The sequence below is a fragment of the Knoellia sinensis KCTC 19936 genome, from assembly GCF_000768705.1.
In the GTDB taxonomy this organism is placed as follows: domain Bacteria; phylum Actinomycetota; class Actinomycetes; order Actinomycetales; family Dermatophilaceae; genus Knoellia; species Knoellia sinensis.
In genome coordinates this window covers 69,974-86,644 of record NZ_AVPJ01000004.1, presented here as the reverse complement: position 1 = coordinate 86,644, position 16,671 = coordinate 69,974, and the positions used below count along the sequence as shown (strand labels likewise).

Below are 16,671 nucleotides of genomic sequence, written 5' to 3'. Positions count from 1 at the left end.
CGGACCTCGCACCTAGCCTCCCTGACATGCAGATGGTCCAGGGCACCCTCGACGACCTGGGCACCCCCTTGTCGGATGTCACCTTCGTCGTCGTCGACCTCGAGACCACCGGTGGCAGCCCGAGCGAGTGCGGCATCACCGAGATCGGCGCGGTCAAGGTGCGTGGGGGCGAGGTCCTCGGCGAGTTCCAGAGTTTCGTCAACCCCGGCGAGCCGATTCCCGCATTCATCTCGGTCCTCACGGGGATCACGGACGCCATGGTCCGGGATGCGCCGCCCGTCGAGTCCGCCCTCGTCGCGTTCCTCGAATTCGCCGCCGGGTCGGTGCTCGTGGCGCACAACGCCGGCTTCGACATCTCGTTCCTCAAGGCAGCCTGCGCGCGGGCCGACCGTGACTGGCCGCGGTTCCCGGTCGTCGACACGGTCCACCTCGCCCGACAGCTCGTGAGCCGAGGCGAGACCCCCAACCATCGGCTGAGTTCTCTTGCGCGGCTGTTCGGTGCGACGACGACGCCAGACCACCGCGCCCTTCACGACGCGCGGGCGACGGTCGACGTGCTCCACGGGCTCATCGCGCGCGTCGGATCACTCGGGGTGCATTCACTCGAGGAGCTCAAGGACTACTCGGCGCGTGTCCCCGCCGCCACACGCCGCAAGCGTCACCTCGCAGACGGCTTGCCGGAGGCACCGGGCGTCTACCTCTTCAAGGACGGGCAGGGCCGAGTGCTCTACGTCGGCACCTCGGTGTCGATCCGCACCAGAGTCCGCAGCTACTTCACGGCCTCGGAGCAACGCCGCCGGATGGCCGAGATGGTGCGCCTCGCCGAGTCCGTGACGCCGATCGTGTGCGCGACTCCCCTTGAAGCCGAAGTGCGCGAGCTGCGCCTCATCGCCGAGCACAAGCCGCGCTACAACCGGAAGTCCCGCAACCCCGAACGCGCCTGGTGGGTCAAGCTCACCGTCGAGCCCTTCCCTCGGTTGTCGATCGTGCGCCACGTGGCGGGCGATGAGACGCACTACATCGGACCGTTCGCGTCGCGCGGCTCAGCAGATGACGCGGTCGCCGCCGTGCACGAGATCGTGCCGCTCCGCCAGTGCCTCGAGCGACTCTCGGTGTCCAGGACCCGTTCCGCCTGCGCGCTCGCCGATATGGGCAGGTGCGGTGCCCCCTGCACCGGCGGCCAGAGTGTCGATGACTACGCCACGGTGGTCGCCGAGGCAGTCGCCCTGCTCGCCGGCGATGCCCGTCACGCCGTCCAGACATGGCGCGAGCGGATGGACCGGCTCGCCGAGCAGGAGCGGTTCGAGGATGCGGGCGTCGTGCGTGACCGGATGCTCAGCCTCGTGCGCGGCGCCTCCCGCTCCCAGCGCCTCGATCCTTTGGCGCGCACTGCCGAACTCGTCGCGGCTCGCCGCTCCGAGTCCGGTGGGTGGGAGGTCATGTGCATTCGCCATGGGCGTCTGGCCGGGAGCACCCTCTCGCCACGCGGTGCTGACCCCATGCCCTACGTCGAGGCGCTGCGAGCCAGCGCCGAGGTCGTCCCCTCCCCCCTTCCCCCCGCGACAGCTGCAACCCCAGAGGAGAGCGAGCGGATCCTCCGATGGCTTGATGCGCCGGGCGTTCGGGTCGTCGACATCGATGGCTCATGGACCTGCCCTGTCGGAGGAGCAACCGCAGTTCGGCACGAACTCGAACCTCTCGAGGCGTCGCGACGGCATACACCGGGCTTCCGATCGGCCTAGATTCGTCCCAAGTCCTCACCCGCTCGGTCCACGAGCAGATCCAGGAGTGGTTCGCGTGACCTACCCCCCGCCCCTCTACACCGGCGACTCCGGCGAGAAGTCGGCCTGGGCCACCCCTGGTGACCGCGAGGCGGACCTCGTGTATCCCAACGGGAACCGCGTCCACTACCTGGCTCGCGGCGAGGCCACCGGTGGCTTGTTCGGGCTCTACCGCTGGGAGTTCGCCGGGCCTCCGAGCGGCCCCGACGCGCACTTCCACCGCACCATCTCGGAGTCCTTCTACGTGCTCGAGGGGATCGTCACGATTTTCGACGGCGACCGGTGGATCAAGGCCCGGTCGGGCGACTTCCTGCATGTGCCTCCGGGCGGTCTCCATGGGTTCCGCAATGACGATGGCCCGGCCGCAATGCTTTTGCATTTTGCCCCTGGTGCGCCGCGAGAGGCGTACTTCGAGGGGCTGGCGCAGCCGGGTGGGGTCGGTGCCATGAGCTCCGAGGAGCGCGCGGAGTTCATGGCCTACCACGACAACTACTGGGTCAGGGAGTGAGCCGACTACGCTGCGAGACGTGATCACCGCCATCGTTCTCATCACTGCCGAGGTCAACCGCATCCCTGAGGTCGCGCAGGAGGTGGCCGAACTCGACGGCGTGAGCGAGGTCTACTCCGTCGCCGGCGACGCCGACCTGATCGCCATGGTGCGCGTCCGTCAGCACGACGAGCTCGCGACCGTCATCGCCGACCGACTCAACAAGGTCCAGGGCGTCACCGGGACAGCGACACACATCGCCTTCCAGACCTACTCCAAGCACGACCTCGAAGCGGCCTTCAGCCTCGGCCTCGAGTAGCCCACCCTCCCCGAGGTGCCGTGAGACTCAGCCGGGTGCGATGGCGCGGCTCGCGGTGACCCAGCGCTCGAGCTGCGCTGAAGCGGCACCGGAGTCGATCGCCTCAGCGGCTCGTGCCACGCCTGCTCGGATCGCCTCGTGCACCTCCGCAGCGGCGGTGTCAGCTGTCCCGGCCGCAACCGCCAGCGCCGTGCCCGCGTTGAGCAGGACGGCATCCCGAGCCGGGCCGCGCTCCCCGGCGAAGACTCGACGGGCCACGTCGGCGTTCTCCTCGGCGAGGCCCCCCTTGATGCTGTCGATCGACGAGACGTCGAGACCGACGTCCGAGGGGTGAACCGCGATCTGCGTGACCTCGCCGTCGCGCACCCACAGGAGCGTCGTCGGGCCAGCGAGGGACACCTCGTCCAAGCCCTCGTCCCCGCGGAAGACCGCGGCCGTGGTGCCCCGATCGGCGAACACACCCGCAATCACCGCAAGGAACCGTGCGTCGGCGACGCCGACCGCGGCATACGTGGGCTGCGCGGGGTTCGTCAACGGGCCCAGGAGGTTGAACGCGGTGGCCACCCCGAGTTCCGCACGGGCCGGGCCGGCAAACCTCATCGAAGGGTGGAAGGTCTGCGCGAAGCAGAACGTGATGCCTGCGTCGAGCGCCACCTGGCGCACCTGCTCAGGGGTCAAGGTCAGGTTGACCCCGAGGGATTCGAGGACGTCTGCGGAGCCGGACTTCGAGGATGCCGCCCGGTTGCCGTGCTTGACCACCCGCAGGCCGGTTGCCGCAATGACCACCGACGACATCGTCGAGATGTTCACCGTGCCGAAGCGGTCGCCACCGGTGCCGACGATGTCGATGCTCTCGCCCGGGACGTCAATGCGACGCGCATGCTCGAGCATCACATCGGCCAGACCGCGCACCTCGGAGACGGACTCCACCTTTGAGCGCAGGGCCATGAGGAACCCAGCGACCTGGGCGACACTCGCCTCGCCGCTCATGATCCGATCCATCGCCCAGCGGGCCTCATCGAGGGTGAGGTCCTCACGGGCGAGGAGGCGAGTCAGCAGATCGGGCCACGTGGGGCCCGCGGGCACCGTGGCCCCCACGTCAGAGGACCGCGGCGCGCTTGCGCGCGAGACCCGCGACCGCTTCGGCGACCTTGATCGGGTCCAGCGGGTGGGGAACGGCGTCGTCGGCGAGCGACCACGCGGCGAGCCACCCGTCCTGCGGACGCCCGGTGAGCACCAGAACAGGCGGGCAGTTGTAGATCTCGTTCTTGAGCTCACGGCACAGACCCAGACCACCGTTCTTGGCAGCCTCACCGTCGAGCACGACGACATCCCAGCCGCCTGCGTCGAGCGCTTCGGTCACCGCGAAGGCGGTCGCGCACTCGAGCCAACGCGTCACCTCGACATCGCGAGCCGGGCGACGGCCGACAGCCGCTCGCACGGCGTCGCGCGTGGTGATGTCGTCGCTGTAGAGGAGGACTGACACGGCGTGCGTGGCGCCACCTCCGGAGGCGGTCGGGGCCGTCGTCGTGGGGTGGGCCGCGTGCGCTGAGGTCATGCCCACATAGTAGCCACGGGCGTTTCGCCAAACCGACACCACCAAACCGGGGGTCGGTGCAGCACTCACAGAGGAATGACGCAATAATGACGCTCGTGGCGACTGCAGCAGAAGTAACGACTCGAGTGTCCGGTCCAGTTCCCAGCATCCCGGATTACGGTCCGGCGACCCGTCCCAACATGGTCGCGGTCGGAACGATGGTCTGGCTTGCGAGTGAACTCATGTTCTTTGCGGCGCTCTTCGCCTTCTACTTCTCCCTGCGCGGAAACCTTCCGGAGCAGTGGGCGCTGCGCACCGAGCAGCTCAACGTGCCCTTCGCCTTCGCCAACACGGTCATCCTCGTGATCTCGTCCGTGTGGTGCCAGCTCGGCGTCTGGAAGGCCGAGGCCGGTCAGGTCGCCCGCACCGGCTCACTGCTGAACTTCAAGTCCTGGGGCATGCGTGAGTGGTACGTCCTCACCTACATCTTCGGCTCGATCTTCATCGCCGGCCAGGTCTACGAGTACGCACACCTCGTGCACGAGGGCGTCACCCTGAGCACGGACTCCTACTCCTCGATCTTCTACCTCGCGACTGGCTTCCACGGCATGCACGTGACCGGCGGCCTCATCGCGTTCCTCCTCATCATCGGCCGCACCTTCACGACGCGGCGCTACACCCACCTGCAGGAGACCGGCGCCGTCGTCACCTCCTACTACTGGCACTTCGTCGACGTCGTGTGGATCGCGCTGTTCGCGATGATCTACCTGCTCAAGTGAGGTGTCTCCACTGCCGACCAGCCTGACCTCCCCCGGATCCCCGTTCCCCGAGACCCCCGACAGGACCGCATCGTGAAAGCACTGGCCGCCCGCCGACGTCACCCGGCCGCGATCGCCATTCTGCTCATGCTGGGCCTCCTCGTGACCGGCTTCGCCTACGCCGCCGTGGCTCCCCAGCCCGCGCAGGCAGAGGCCAGCACCGCGCAGGACGTCGCCGCAGGCAAGCAGCTCTTCCAGGCCAACTGCGCCTCGTGCCACGGCGTCAACGCCGAGGGCCGCGCGACGGGCAACGATGACAAGGTGGCCGGACCGGCCCTCGCCGGCGTCGGCGCTGCCGCCGTCGACTTCCAGATGGGCACCGGCCGCATGCCGATGCGTGCGCCCACCGTGCAGGCCCCCCGCGGTGAGGTCCAGTTCACCCAGGAGCAGATCGACCAGGTCGGCGCCTACGTCGCGTCGCTCGCACCCGGCCCTGCCGTGCCCTCCGAGGAGGACGTCGACGCAAGTCAGGGCGACCCGGCCAAGGGTGGCGAACTGTTCCGCGTGAACTGCGCCATGTGCCACAACTTCGCCGGCTCGGGCGGTGCTCTCACCCGCGGCAAGTACGCCCCGTCCCTCATGGACGTCGAGCCCAAGCACATCTACGAGGCCATGGACACCGGCCCCCAGTCGATGCCCGTCTTCAACGACGGCAACATCGCCCCTGAAGAGAAGCGCGACATCATTGCCTTCCTCAAGGCCGTCGAGGAGACCCCGAATCAGGGCGGCCACGCCCTGGGCGCCCTCGGCCCCGTGACCGAAGGCTGGTTCGCCTGGTTCTTCGGGCTCGGCATCCTCATCGCAGCAGCCGTGTGGCTCGGGCAGAAGTCAGCCTGAGCCATGAAGGCCACCGCTTCCCACTCTCCGTCGACAGGATCGATCACCCGATGAACGAGCAGGACAGCCACCCCACCGGAGGCGAGGTCACCCCCACGGGTGAGTTCGGGTCCAGTGCCGTACGCCTCGACCAAGGCCATGTCGTGGGCACCGGCGGCATCCCCGAGCGCTTCGAGAACCCCGGGTTCCCGCCGCACGTCCATCGCGGGGCGGACCTCGACGAGGGCGCCGCCAAGCGCGCCGAGCGCATCGTCGTCGGGCTCTTCGGCATGTCGATCCTGGGCACCCTCGGCTTCATCGTCGCCTACTTCGCCATCGACCCCCACGCCAGCATGTTCGTCCCCGGCATCGGTCAGATGAATGCGCTGCACCTCGCTCTCGGCCTGACGATGGCCGCGTCCCTCCTCGGCATCGGCCTCGGCGCGGTCCAGTGGGCCAAGACGCTCATGCCGGACCAGGAGGACGTTGAGGACCGTCACCCGATGCGCTCGGCGGACGAGGACCGTGCAAAGTTCGTCGAGATCCTCGGTGACGGTGCCGAGTCCGCGCACCTCACCCGACGTCCGCTCCTCAAGTACGCCGTCGGCGGCGCCCTCGGGCTCTTCGCCGTGCCGGTCGTGCTTCCCGTGCTCGGTGGCCTCGGCCCGATGCCCGGTGACGACCTCTCAGTGAGCTTCTGGAACGGCCACCAGGAAGAGGACGGCAGCTACCCCAACCAGCCGATGCGGCTGATGCGCGACCCGCAGAACACGCCGATCAAGGCCAGCGACGTCACGATCGGGTCGGTTTTCCACGTCATGCCCGAGGGCTTGCTCGACCTTGAGCACCACATCCTCGAGGAGAAGGCCAAGGCTGCCGTGTTGGTCATGCGCCTCGACCCCGACGACATCCAGTCCCAGAAGCAGCGCGACTGGGGCCACCAGGGGATCGTCGCGTACTCCAAGATCTGCACGCACGTGGGCTGCCCCGTGGGCCTCTACGAGCAGCAGACCCACCACCTGCTCTGCCCGTGCCACCAGTCGACCTTCGACGTGACACAGGACTGCAAGGTGATCTTCGGCCCCGCCAAGCGCGCCCTGCCGCAGCTGCCGATCACTGTTGACGACGAGGGTTACCTCATTTCCAAGGGTCCGTTCGCCGAGGCCGTTGGACCGAGCTTCTGGGAGCGTGGTTCCGCGTGAGCACCGAGACTGTCCCCGCCGGGCGACCGGCTGACCGCCTGCGTGACGGCGACCAGTCCGTGGCGCCTGCGTCGAGCGCCGCTGCGCGCAAGGCCGGTGGCTTCGCTGGGTGGATCGACGACCGCACCAGTGGCGCCAAGGGCGTCAACTACCTCCTGCGCAAGGTCTTCCCCGACCACTGGTCGTTCATGCTCGGCGAGATCGCGATGTACTCGCTGATCATCTGCCTGATCACGGGTGCCCTGCTGACGTTGTGGTTCGTCCCAAGCGCGGGTCACACCGTCTATGACGGCTCGTTCGTGCCGCTCCGTGGCCAGATGATGTCGGAGGCCTACGCGTCGACGCTCAACATCTCCTTCGACGTCCGCGGTGGCCTGATCATTCGTCAGATCCACCACTGGGCCGCGCTGATGTTCATCGTCGGGCTGACGGTCCACATGTTCCGGGTCTTCTTCACGGGCGCCTTCCGGAAGCCGCGTGAGCTCAACTGGGTCCTGGGTACGGTCATGGCCCTCCTCGCGATCATTGAGGGCTTCGCCGGCTACTCCCTTCCCGACGACCTCCTCTCCGGCACGGGTATCCGCGCCATGGAGGGCTTCGTTCAGACGGCCCCGGTCATCGGCTCCTACCTCGCCTACGCGATCTTCGGCGGCCCCTTCCCGGGCCAGATGATCATCCCGCGTCTGTACTCCGCACACGTGCTGCTCATCCCCGCGATCCTCGTTGGACTGTTCATCGTCCACGTCACGATGGTCGCGGTGAACAAGCACACCCAGTACCCCGGCCCGGGCAAGACCAACGACAACGTCGTCGGCTACCGCGTCATGCCGGTGTATGCCGCCAAGGCGGGTGGGTTCTTCTTCATCGTGTTCGGTGTCATCGCCCTCATCTCGGCCCTGTTCACGATCAACCCGATCTGGGCCTACGGCCCCTACGACCCCTCCCCCGTGACGGCGGGATCCCAGCCGGACTGGTACATGGGCTTCGCCGATGGTGCACTCCGCCTGCTGCCGGGGTGGCTCGAGTTCGAGATCCTGGGCTTCACTCTCTCGTTGAACATCGCCCTGGGCGCGCTCGTGCTGTTGCCGCTCGTCTACACACTGCTCGGTGTCTACCCGTTCTTCGAGCGGTGGGTCACCGGGGACAACCGTGAGCACCACCTGCTCGAGCGCCCGCGCAACAACCCGACGCGCACTGGTATCGGCATGGCAGCCATCGTGGCCTACTCGGTGTTCATGTTCGCCGCCGGCAACGACATCATTGCGATCAAGCTCGGCATGTCGATCAACGACATCACCCGGGCGTTCCAGATCGGATTGTTCGTCCTGCCACCGCTGGCCTTCTGGGTCACCAAGAGGATCTGTCTCAGTCTCCAGCGTCACGACCGTGACCTCGCTCTGCACCAGCGGGAGTCCGGTCGCATCATCCGCGGAGCGGAAGGGTCCTTCCACGAGCGGCACGACGCCCTCAGCGAGTACGACCGCTGGATCCTCGTCCAGCACGACCCGGTGGCGCCGCTCGAGCTCACTGCCGAGGTCGACGAGAACGGTGTGGCACGTCCGGCGGCCCGGAAGGACCGCCTCCGTGCGAAGTTGTCGCACTTCTACTTCAAGGACGCGGTCAACCCGGTCACGCCGGCCGAGCTCGCGGCCGCCCACCACGACGGCCACCACGCCGAGGCGCTCGACGCCGAGGCTCTGGAGGCTCCCTTCGACTACGAGGGCATCGAGGGCGACCAGGACCACGCCCCCGGCGTCGGCGGCGACGGTGCGGACACTGAAGCTGGAGCCTCCGAGCAGGGCATTGGCAGCGCCAGCCGCCTCAGGGAGTGAACATGCGGTGGGCGTGATCGTCTCGCCCACCGCGCCAGCTTGAGGGCGACCCCCGGGACATGGTCCCGGGGGTCGCCCTTGTCCCGGGCAGCGCTCCCCCCCGCCAACCACCGGCGGACCCCGCGACCCTCCTCAGAGTGCTTCACCCGGGTCGTGACAGGCTGGGTCGGTGGAACCGATCCCGCCGGAGCAGTTCGAGCTGATCGTCGAGGAGTCTCTCGATGAGGTGCCCGAAGAATTCATGTCCCTGCTCGACAACGTCGTCTTCCTCATCGAGGACGAGCCCCCGAGCGACGACCCAGACCTGCTCGGCCTCTACGACGGCGTGCCACGCACCGAGCGGGACTCGGGCTGGGGTGTCGGGAACCTGCCAGACCGCATCACCCTCTTCCGTGGGCCCCTCACGCGGATGTGTGAGGACCTCGAGGATCTCCGTGACGAAATCGCCATCACGGTGGTGCACGAGATCGCCCACCACTTCGGAATCGACGACGCCGCCCTGCACGAACTCGGCTGGGGCTGAGAGAGCGAGCCCAACTGAACCGCCCGCCACCCCACCCCGGGCGGTTCAGTTGGCGTCGTGTGCGGCACGTCGGTGTCGCCGCAGAACGTCACCGCCGAAGTCGTCCCGTAGGTGCCGCAGGACCGAGTGGGCGTGATTGGCGTCGTCCTGAGTGTTGTCGTACTCAATGAGGAGCACTGGACTCGTGACGCAGTAGTAGTGCCCCTCGGCAACCCGCGTGCCGCCCGCCCACGCGAAGGCCAGGTCGTCCGCAGCAACATCCATGGCTTCCTCCCACCATTCGCGCGCGTAGGCCTCGGGGAGCCTGTCGAGATATCGCCGGACCAACGCGTCAAACGCACGCCGAGCTCCGGCGTCAAGGTCAGCCCGACGCACGCCCTGCGGGAGCACGCTCGGATCCACGACAGGATCCATGCCGCTGAGGATGTCGGCCGGCGCCATGTCGGAGGTGATGGCCTGGCTGAGCTGCGCTGGACTCATCTGCGCGAGCAGGTCCCGTGCAAGATCCTCCTCAGGTCCGAGCAGTCGAGCGCCGGCCAAGGGCCCCTCGGGGATCCGTGCCGGTTCCGCACCGACGAAATGGGGTGTGACAGTCACGGCCCCGTCGGCCACGGAGACGTGCACTCCCACATGGTGGCCGTTGAAGCGACACCCCCATGGCTGGTCACTGCCCGGCGTGCCATAGACCCGCACCCAGTACCGATCGCCGCTCGGCTTCTCACCGGTCACGAGACGGCGGCGTTCGCGTTCCACCTCGATGGCACCCTCCACGAGCCGTGCCCCATGCGGTGAGTGCGATGCCGCGACGAGAGCCTTCACGGCGTCGAGCACGTCCGGTGGCGCAGCCTCAAGGCTGAGCCCGGGACGGTCACCCGGCAGATAGCTCCACTGGGTCCAGGTCGGGTCGTCGAGGACGGCGAACGCGGCGTCCCTCTGTGCCGGCGACAGCATGGCCGTCAGAGCGTCCGCGGCCGTGGAGAGTGCTTGGATGGTTGCAGCAGTGGCGGCGGCAGACTGTGCCGCGTCATCGAGGGTCACAGGCCCAGTCTGCTGTCGAACAACGGCCGCGTCGCCCCGAATTATCGGGGCGACGCGGCCGTTGTCATGCGTGGGCGAACCGGAAAGTTCGCTCAGAGCGCGTGGGGGCCCTTCCAGTACTCGAAGACCCACCCAACCAGCGCGGGAATGACGAAGAACGCGCCGAGGGCCACGAGCCACCAGCCAATGGCCAGCCCGAGGAACATCACCGCGCACGACGCGGCGAGCCACAGGGGCCACCAGCTGTGCGGGCTGAAGAAGCCGTAGTCGCCGGCGATGTCGCTGATCTCGCCGAGCGGGTCGTCCTCAGGCGGGACACCCTCCAGCTTGCGACGCGTGATGCTCAGGTACCCGGCGATCATGAAGCCGAGCAGTGCGCCCAGGGTCAGACCAACGAGACCGACCGGCTCACTCCACTCGCCCCACACACCGTAGACCACGGCCACGGCCGCCGCGAAGGCGCCGAAGATCCACATGACGCGTTCCATCGCCAGCATGGCTCAGGACTCCTTCTTCTTCGTCGTTGTCGAGGACATCGCTTGGTCACCAAGGTCCGCGGGCCCCATGACCTTCACCAGCCCAGTCCGCTCGTAGCCAGCAGGGGCTGCCTCCGGGTGGTTCAGGTCGAACGCGGGGCGCTCCGACCGGATCCGGGGGATGGAGTTGAAGTTGTGCCGCGGCGGCGGGCAGGACGTGGCCCACTCGAGCGAGGCGCCATAGCCCCAGGGGTCGTCGGTCTCGACGAGCGGCGCGTGACGCCACGTCTTCCACACGTTGTAGAAGAACGGGATCATCGAGGCGCCGAGGAGGAACGCGCCAGCGGACGAGACCTGGTTGGCGAAGGTGAAGCCGTCCTCGGGGAGGTAGTCGGCATAGCGCCGAGGCATGCCCCAGATGCCGAGCAGGTGCTGGATGAGGAACGTCGTGTGGAACCCGATGAACAACATCCAGAAGTGGACCTTGCCGAGCTTCTCGTCGAGCATCCGGCCGGTGAGCTTGGGCCACCAGAAGTAGAAGCCACCGAACATCGCGAACACGACCGTGCCGAAGACGACGTAGTGGAAGTGCGCCACGACGAAGTAGCTGTCGGTCAGGTGGAAGTCGAGCGCTGGGCTGGCCAGGATGACGCCCGTGAGGCCTCCGAAGAGGAAGGTCACGAGGAAGCCGATCGACCACAGCATCGGCGTCTCGAAGGTGAGCTTGCCGCCCCACATCGTGCCGATCCAGTTGAAGAACTTCACGCCCGTCGGGACCGCGATGAGCATCGTCATGATCGCGAAGAACGGCAGCAGCACCTGACCCGTGCCGTACATGTGGTGCGCCCACACCGAGACCGACAGGGCGGCGATGGCGATCGTCGCGTAGACGAGGGTCTTGTAGCCGAAGATCGGCTTGCGCGAGAACACCGGGAGGATCTCGGAGATGATCCCGAAGAACGGCAGGGCGATGACGTAGACCTCGGGGTGGCCGAAGAACCAGAAGACGTGCTGCCAGAGCATCACGCCGCCGCTGTCCGGGTCGAAGATGTGCGCCCCGAACCGACGGTCGGCGCCCAGCGCGAAGAGCGCAGCGGCCAGTGCCGGGAAGATGAGGAGCACAAGAATCGAGGTGATGAGGACGGTCCACACGAAGATGGGCATCCGGAACATCGTCATTCCGGGCGCGCGCATCGTCAGGATCGTGGTGATGAAGTTGACCGATCCGAGGATCGTGCCGAAGCCCGCCAGAGCCAGACCGAACACCCAAAGGTTGCCACCTGCGCCCGGGCTGTAGGAGGCGTCGGACAGCGGCGTGTAGGCGAACCAGCCGAAGGCTGCCGCACCACCTGGCGTGAGGAACCCGCCGGCGGTGATGAGGCCACCGAAGAGGTAGAGCCAGTACGCGAACATGTTGAGCCGCGGGAACGACACATCGGGGGCGCCGATCTGCAACGGCATCAGCGCGTTGGCGAAGGCCGCGAACAGCGGTGTCGCGAACAGCAGCAGCATGATCGTGCCGTGCATCGTGAACAGCTGGTTGAACTGGTCGGGGTTGTCCACGACCTGCATGCCCGGCTGAAGCAGCTCGGCGCGAATGATCAGCGCCATGACGCCGCCCATGAGGAACCAGGCGAACGACGTGATGAAGTAGAGGTTGCCGATGACCTTGTGGTCGGTCGTGGTGATCCACTTGACCACGGTGGCGCCGGGCGCGACGCGCGGGTGGCGCACTGCGCTCTCCCGCTCGCGAAGCATCGTGCTGGATTCGGTTGCTGCACTCATGTCGTCAGTTCCTCAGTTCCTCGGGCAGCTTCTGGTCCTCGCCCGGAACCAGACCCGAACCCTCACGGTTGAGGTCCGTGCCCAGCATTCCGGTCTGACCACGCGACTTGAGGTCGGCCATGTGGGCGTCGAACTCCGCACGCGGCACCACCTTGACGTTGAAGAGCATCTGCGAGTGGTAGGCACCGCAGAGCTCGGCACACTTGCCCTTGAACGTGCCCTCTTCCGTCGGCACGACCTGGAACTTGTTGACCTTGCCCGGGATCATGTCGAGCTTCTGGAGGAACTGCGGCACCCAGAAGGAGTGAATGACATCGCGCGAGGTCAGCACGAACTCGACACGCTCGTCGACCGGCAGGTACATCGTCGGGATCGTCTCCTCGGCGCCCGGCTCACCCGTCATGATCGCCTGCGTGCCGACTTCGTGGACGTCGTCCTCGACGTAGTTGAAGTCCCAGGACCACTGCTTGCCGACGACGTTGACCGTCACGGCCGGCTCCTCGGTCGTGTCCATGAGGGCCGTCTGGTCCCGAGCGGTGTAGAAGAAGAACACCGAGATCATGAAGATCGGGATGATCGTGTAGAGGATCTCCAGCGGCACGTTGTAGCGCAGCTGCACGGGAAGTTCGTTGTCGTCGCGGCGGCGGCGGTAGGCCACGACACACCACAGCGTGAGCCCCCACACCAGGACGCCGACCGCACCGACGGCGATCCACGATCCGATCCAGAGGCTGCGCACCCGCTCGGAGTTCTCGGTGACTCCCTGCGGGAGATAACCGTCCCTGAAGTCACCCAACTCACACCCGCTGAGGGCCACCATCGCAGCCACGGCCACGAGGGCCCACGTGGCCGCTCGGCGGCCGCGTGAGCGGGGGTTGATGTGGTCGTGCTGAGGCACCGTGGCACCCTCCTGCGTCGTCTGCTGGAACACCACCAAACACTAGTGCATGGTGCGGAACTTCCCGGGGACGGGTGGCGTTACGGTCGAGGCGTGCTGGACGCCACCCGCAGCCCTCTCCATCCCGCTGCCCGAGAGACCCTCCTTGCCGCCCTGGAGGCGGGCTGGGCGGACCCTCGCCGCCTGCACGCCGACGGGCGTCGCGCACGGCTGTTGCTCGACCGCGCGCGAGAGAGCATCGCCGCCTCGCTGGGCGTCCGCGAGGACGAGCTCTCCTTCCATCCCAGTGCCGAGCACGCGCTCAGGGTGGGCGTCGCGGGCCTGCGCCACGGGCGACGGCGCGCCGGGGCAAGACTCGTGACCTCTGCAGTGGATCGGGCAGTCCTGCTCCACGAGGCGCACGACGCCGATCCCAGCAGCACTCCCCTTCAGGTCGACAGCCTGGGCCGACTGCAGCCCGAGAGCCTGCGATTCGCGCTCGGCGAGGAGCCGCGAGTGGCGGCGGTGATGCTGCAACAGGCCAACGGCGAGGTCGGCACGATGCAGCCGCTGGAAGAACTTTTCTCCGTATGCCGTGCAGCCCACCTCCCGCTCCTGGTGGACGGCACCTCGTCGCTGGGCCGGGTCGAGCCACCCACGGACTTCGACGTCCTCGTCGGGGACGCATCCACAGTGGCAGGGCCACCTCTGGGGGTACTCGTCGTCCGTACCGGCACGCGCTTCGACCCCCCCGGTCCGCGGTGGGAGCCCGAGCACGGTCGGGAGCCGGCGGACCCGTGGGTCCCTCTCGCCCTTGCGGCAGCCGAGGCGTGGCAACAGGCTGCACACACGCAACAGCACGAAGCGGCGTCGGCCAGTGCGCTCGTCGAGCGCATCCGCCGGGCCGCGGCCAGCGTGACGGACGTCGACGTCGTCGGAGATCCGCTCGAGCGACTCCCCCACGTCGTGACGTTCAGCGCGCTCTACGTCGACGGCGAGAGCATCGTCGACGCCCTCGACCGGCGAGGGATCACGGTCACGTCGGGCTCGGCCTGCACCTCGAGCCGCCTCGAACCCAGTCATGTCCTGGCGGCCATGGGCGCACTCACACACGGAAACGTCCGCGTCACCCTGCCCCTCGAGGCCGTCGCACCAGAGCGTGAGCGGGACGTCGAGGCGCTCTGCGACGCGCTGCCCGAGGTGATCGGCGAGCTCCGGGACCGGCTCGGGGTGAGCGACCTGTGACCGCCCCCGCCCCGGATGTCGACGTCGACGCGCGCGGCCTCAAGTGCCCCCTCCCGGTGATCCAGCTCGCCAAAGTGGCGCGCAACAGGCCCCCCGGCAGCACCCTGCGGGTGCTTGCCGATGATCCCGCCGCCGAGTCCGACATCCCCGCGTGGGCACGGATGCGCGGTCACACGGTGACGCTGGACCGACAAGGCGAGCACACGGCATACATGGTCGTCCTGGGGTGACGGTCAGCCGAAACGTAGGGGTGGCGCCTTCAGCGCCGTCTCGAGGGCCGTGAGGTAGCGCGCGCGGGGCCACTCGGCCACGCCCAGTCCCGCGAGGTGCTCAGTCGCCCACTGGACGTCGATGATCCGGCGAGGGTCGTCGTCGGCTCTGACGATGTCGACGAGTGCGGCCAGCGCGACCTTGGACGCGTCCGGGACCGTGTGAAACATCGACTCCCCCGCGAACAGACCCCCAATCGCGATGCCATAGAGGCCGCCCACCAGCTCCCCGTCGCGCCACGACTCAATGCTGTGCGCCCACCCGAGATGGTGCATCTCCGTGTACGCGGAGACGATCTCGTCGGTGATCCAGCGCCCCTCTCGCTCAGGGTCCGCACAACGGCGCATCACGTCGACGAACGCGGTATCGACCCTGACGTCGAACTTGGCGCGGGCCTTCTTGAGGGATCGACGCTCCCGGAACTCGCCCGGGACGAGGACACCACGAGGCTCCGGCGACCACCAGCCGATGGGTCGCGCGCCGTGGTCGCCGAGTCCCATGGGGAAGAGCCCTGCGCGGTAGGCGGCGAGCAGTGTCCCCGGCTCCAGGTCGGCACCGGCGGCCACGAGGTCCTCGTCGTCCGTCGGGCGGACGCGACCGAGGGCCCACTCAGTGGTTGCCGGCTCCTGGGGCGGGTAGGGGACGCTCACGACCGTGGGTCAGGGCCTCGCACACGTGATGTGCGGTTCGACCTCCGCCGCCGACTCGTCGCCGTAGGCATGCGCGAGCCGGTCGAGGAACGTCGCCTTGTCGAGGACGTACTCCTGGGTACCCACCGTCTCGATGACGTAGGTCGCGAGGAGCGAACCGATCTCGGCGCAGCGCCGGTGTTCGAGCCCCGCAGACAGACCCGTGAGGAAGCCCGCCCGGAAGGCGTCGCCGACACCGGTGGGGTCCGCACGGTGGACCTCGCCGGCGATGGGGACCTCGATGGGGTCCTCGCCCCGGGTGACGATGACTGCACCGTCCTTGCCCTTGGTGATGACGCGCGTCGTCACCTGAGCCGCGATGTCAGCAGCGCTCCACCCGGTCTTCTGCTCGGTGAGGTGCGATTCGTACTCGTTGGTGAAGAGGTAGTCCGCGCCCTCGATGAGCGTGCGGATGACCGAGCCGTCCGCGAAGGCCAGCTGCTGCGACGGGTCCGCGACGAAGGTGATTCCGCGTGTGCGGCACTCATCCGTGTGACGGACCATCGCCTCCGGGTCGTTCGCTCCGATGAGGACCAGGTCGAGTGGCTCCTGCGCCGTGATGGGACCGAGCTCGATGAGCCGGGCCTCACTCATGGCACCGGCATAGAACGTCGCCATCTGCGCCATGTCGTCGTCCGTGGTGCAGACGAACCTGGCCGTGTGCTTCGTCGTCGAGATGAGCACGTGATCACAGTTCACGCCGTGGCGAGTGAGCCAACTGCGGTAGTCGGCGAAGTCCTCACCGGCCGCGCCGACCAACAGCGGCGACTGACCGAGGGAGGCCATGCCGAAGCAGATGTTGCCGGCCACTCCCCCTCGCCGGATCTCCAATGTGTCGGCGAGGAAGCTCACCGAGATCTTGTCGAGCTGCTCGACGACCAAGGAGTCCGCGAAGCGTCCACGGAACGTCATGAGGTGGTCGGAGGCGATGGATCCAGTCACAGCGATGCGCACGTCGGCAACCTACCTCCTCCCG

Annotated in this window: 18 protein-coding genes; 10 read left to right on the top strand and 8 right to left on the bottom strand. The window is 67.8% G+C overall.

From position 1 onward, the window contains the following. Nucleotides 1-26 precede the first annotated feature (26 nt). The 3 genes from N802_RS06850 to N802_RS06840 are packed head-to-tail and all read left to right on the top strand — an operon-like array spanning nucleotide 27 to nucleotide 2,587. Nucleotides 27-1,742 carry a DEDD exonuclease domain-containing protein gene (locus N802_RS06850; protein ID WP_035914010.1) on the top strand — a complete coding sequence of 572 codons (1,716 nt, stop codon included), beginning with the start codon at nucleotides 27-29 and terminating at the stop codon, nucleotides 1,740-1,742. Between the two features lie 55 nt (nucleotides 1,743-1,797). Beyond that, nucleotides 1,798-2,289, top strand: a complete 492-nt coding sequence (locus tag N802_RS06845) for a cupin domain-containing protein (RefSeq protein ID WP_035914009.1) — start codon at nucleotides 1,798-1,800, stop codon at nucleotides 2,287-2,289. Between the two features lie 19 nt (nucleotides 2,290-2,308). Further along, a complete protein-coding gene (locus N802_RS06840) occupies nucleotides 2,309-2,587 on the top strand; it encodes an Lrp/AsnC family transcriptional regulator (RefSeq protein ID WP_035914008.1) in 279 nt (92 codons plus the stop codon). 27 nt (nucleotides 2,588-2,614) lie between these two features. On the opposite strand, the gene trpD is transcribed toward N802_RS06840, so the two are convergent. Beyond that, entirely contained in the window at nucleotides 2,615-3,673 is a 1,059-nt protein-coding gene (trpD, locus tag N802_RS06835) for an anthranilate phosphoribosyltransferase (RefSeq protein WP_052109597.1), read from the bottom strand. 13 nt (nucleotides 3,674-3,686) lie between these two features. Continuing rightward, entirely contained in the window at nucleotides 3,687-4,145 is a 459-nt protein-coding gene (locus N802_RS06830; protein WP_035914004.1) for a response regulator transcription factor, read from the bottom strand. An 86-nt stretch (nucleotides 4,146-4,231) separates the two neighbouring features. On the opposite strand from N802_RS06830, the gene ctaE reads away from it, so the two are divergent. The 5 genes from ctaE to N802_RS06805 all read left to right on the top strand — a co-directional run bounded on the left by ctaE (nucleotide 4,232) and on the right by N802_RS06805 (nucleotide 9,315). After that, on the top strand, nucleotides 4,232-4,903 hold the full coding sequence (gene ctaE, locus N802_RS06825; RefSeq protein ID WP_084071947.1) for an aa3-type cytochrome oxidase subunit III: 672 nt from the start codon (nucleotides 4,232-4,234) through the stop codon (nucleotides 4,901-4,903). A gap of 72 nt (nucleotides 4,904-4,975) precedes the next feature. Next, nucleotides 4,976-5,779 (top strand): cytochrome bc1 complex diheme cytochrome c subunit, encoded by an 804-nt coding sequence (gene qcrC / locus N802_RS06820; protein WP_035914001.1) that lies wholly within the window; start codon nucleotides 4,976-4,978, stop codon nucleotides 5,777-5,779. 50 nt (nucleotides 5,780-5,829) lie between these two features. Then, nucleotides 5,830-6,960, top strand: a complete 1,131-nt coding sequence (qcrA, locus tag N802_RS06815) for a cytochrome bc1 complex Rieske iron-sulfur subunit (protein ID WP_035913999.1) — start codon at nucleotides 5,830-5,832, stop codon at nucleotides 6,958-6,960. Further along, nucleotides 6,957-8,792 (top strand): cytochrome bc1 complex cytochrome b subunit, encoded by a 1,836-nt coding sequence (gene qcrB, locus N802_RS06810; RefSeq protein WP_035913997.1) that lies wholly within the window; start codon nucleotides 6,957-6,959, stop codon nucleotides 8,790-8,792. The genes qcrA and qcrB overlap by 4 nt, the downstream gene beginning before the upstream one ends. A 169-nt stretch (nucleotides 8,793-8,961) precedes the next feature. Next, on the top strand, nucleotides 8,962-9,315 hold the full coding sequence (locus N802_RS06805) for a metallopeptidase family protein (protein ID WP_035913996.1): 354 nt from the start codon (nucleotides 8,962-8,964) through the stop codon (nucleotides 9,313-9,315). Between the two features lie 45 nt (nucleotides 9,316-9,360). On the opposite strand, the gene N802_RS06800 is transcribed toward N802_RS06805, so the two are convergent. The 4 genes from N802_RS06800 to ctaC all read right to left on the bottom strand — a co-directional run bounded on the left by N802_RS06800 (nucleotide 9,361) and on the right by ctaC (nucleotide 13,545). Further along, nucleotides 9,361-10,353: a DUF3500 domain-containing protein gene (locus tag N802_RS06800; protein ID WP_245613848.1), complete on the bottom strand. Its 993-nt coding sequence runs from the start codon at nucleotides 10,351-10,353 to the stop codon at nucleotides 9,361-9,363. Between the two features lie 92 nt (nucleotides 10,354-10,445). Next, nucleotides 10,446-10,850: a cytochrome c oxidase subunit 4 gene (locus N802_RS06795; RefSeq protein WP_035913993.1), complete on the bottom strand. Its 405-nt coding sequence runs from the start codon at nucleotides 10,848-10,850 to the stop codon at nucleotides 10,446-10,448. Between the two features lie 3 nt (nucleotides 10,851-10,853). Next, entirely contained in the window at nucleotides 10,854-12,587 is a 1,734-nt protein-coding gene (ctaD, locus tag N802_RS06790; RefSeq protein WP_052109596.1) for an aa3-type cytochrome oxidase subunit I, read from the bottom strand. 31 nt (nucleotides 12,588-12,618) lie between these two features. Continuing rightward, entirely contained in the window at nucleotides 12,619-13,545 is a 927-nt protein-coding gene (gene ctaC, locus N802_RS06785) for an aa3-type cytochrome oxidase subunit II (protein WP_084071945.1), read from the bottom strand. Nucleotides 13,546-13,605: 60 nt separating this feature from the next. Between ctaC and N802_RS06780 the strand changes: the two genes are divergently transcribed. Together N802_RS06780 and N802_RS06775 are read left to right on the top strand one after the other, a co-directional pair. Continuing rightward, nucleotides 13,606-14,736, top strand: a complete 1,131-nt coding sequence (locus tag N802_RS06780; protein ID WP_035913988.1) for an aminotransferase class V-fold PLP-dependent enzyme — start codon at nucleotides 13,606-13,608, stop codon at nucleotides 14,734-14,736. Continuing rightward, nucleotides 14,733-14,966 (top strand): sulfurtransferase TusA family protein, encoded by a 234-nt coding sequence (locus N802_RS06775; RefSeq protein ID WP_035913987.1) that lies wholly within the window; start codon nucleotides 14,733-14,735, stop codon nucleotides 14,964-14,966. The genes N802_RS06780 and N802_RS06775 overlap by 4 nt, the downstream gene beginning before the upstream one ends. A 3-nt stretch (nucleotides 14,967-14,969) precedes the next feature. Here the strand turns inward: N802_RS06775 and aat are convergent, their stop codons facing one another. Next, complete coding sequence (gene aat / locus N802_RS06770) at nucleotides 14,970-15,656, bottom strand: leucyl/phenylalanyl-tRNA--protein transferase (RefSeq protein WP_035913986.1); 687 nt, start codon at nucleotides 15,654-15,656, stop codon at nucleotides 14,970-14,972. A gap of 9 nt (nucleotides 15,657-15,665) precedes the next feature. After that, nucleotides 15,666-16,649 (bottom strand): carbohydrate kinase family protein, encoded by a 984-nt coding sequence (locus N802_RS06765; protein ID WP_035913984.1) that lies wholly within the window; start codon nucleotides 16,647-16,649, stop codon nucleotides 15,666-15,668. Between the last annotated feature and the right edge of the window lie 22 nt (nucleotides 16,650-16,671).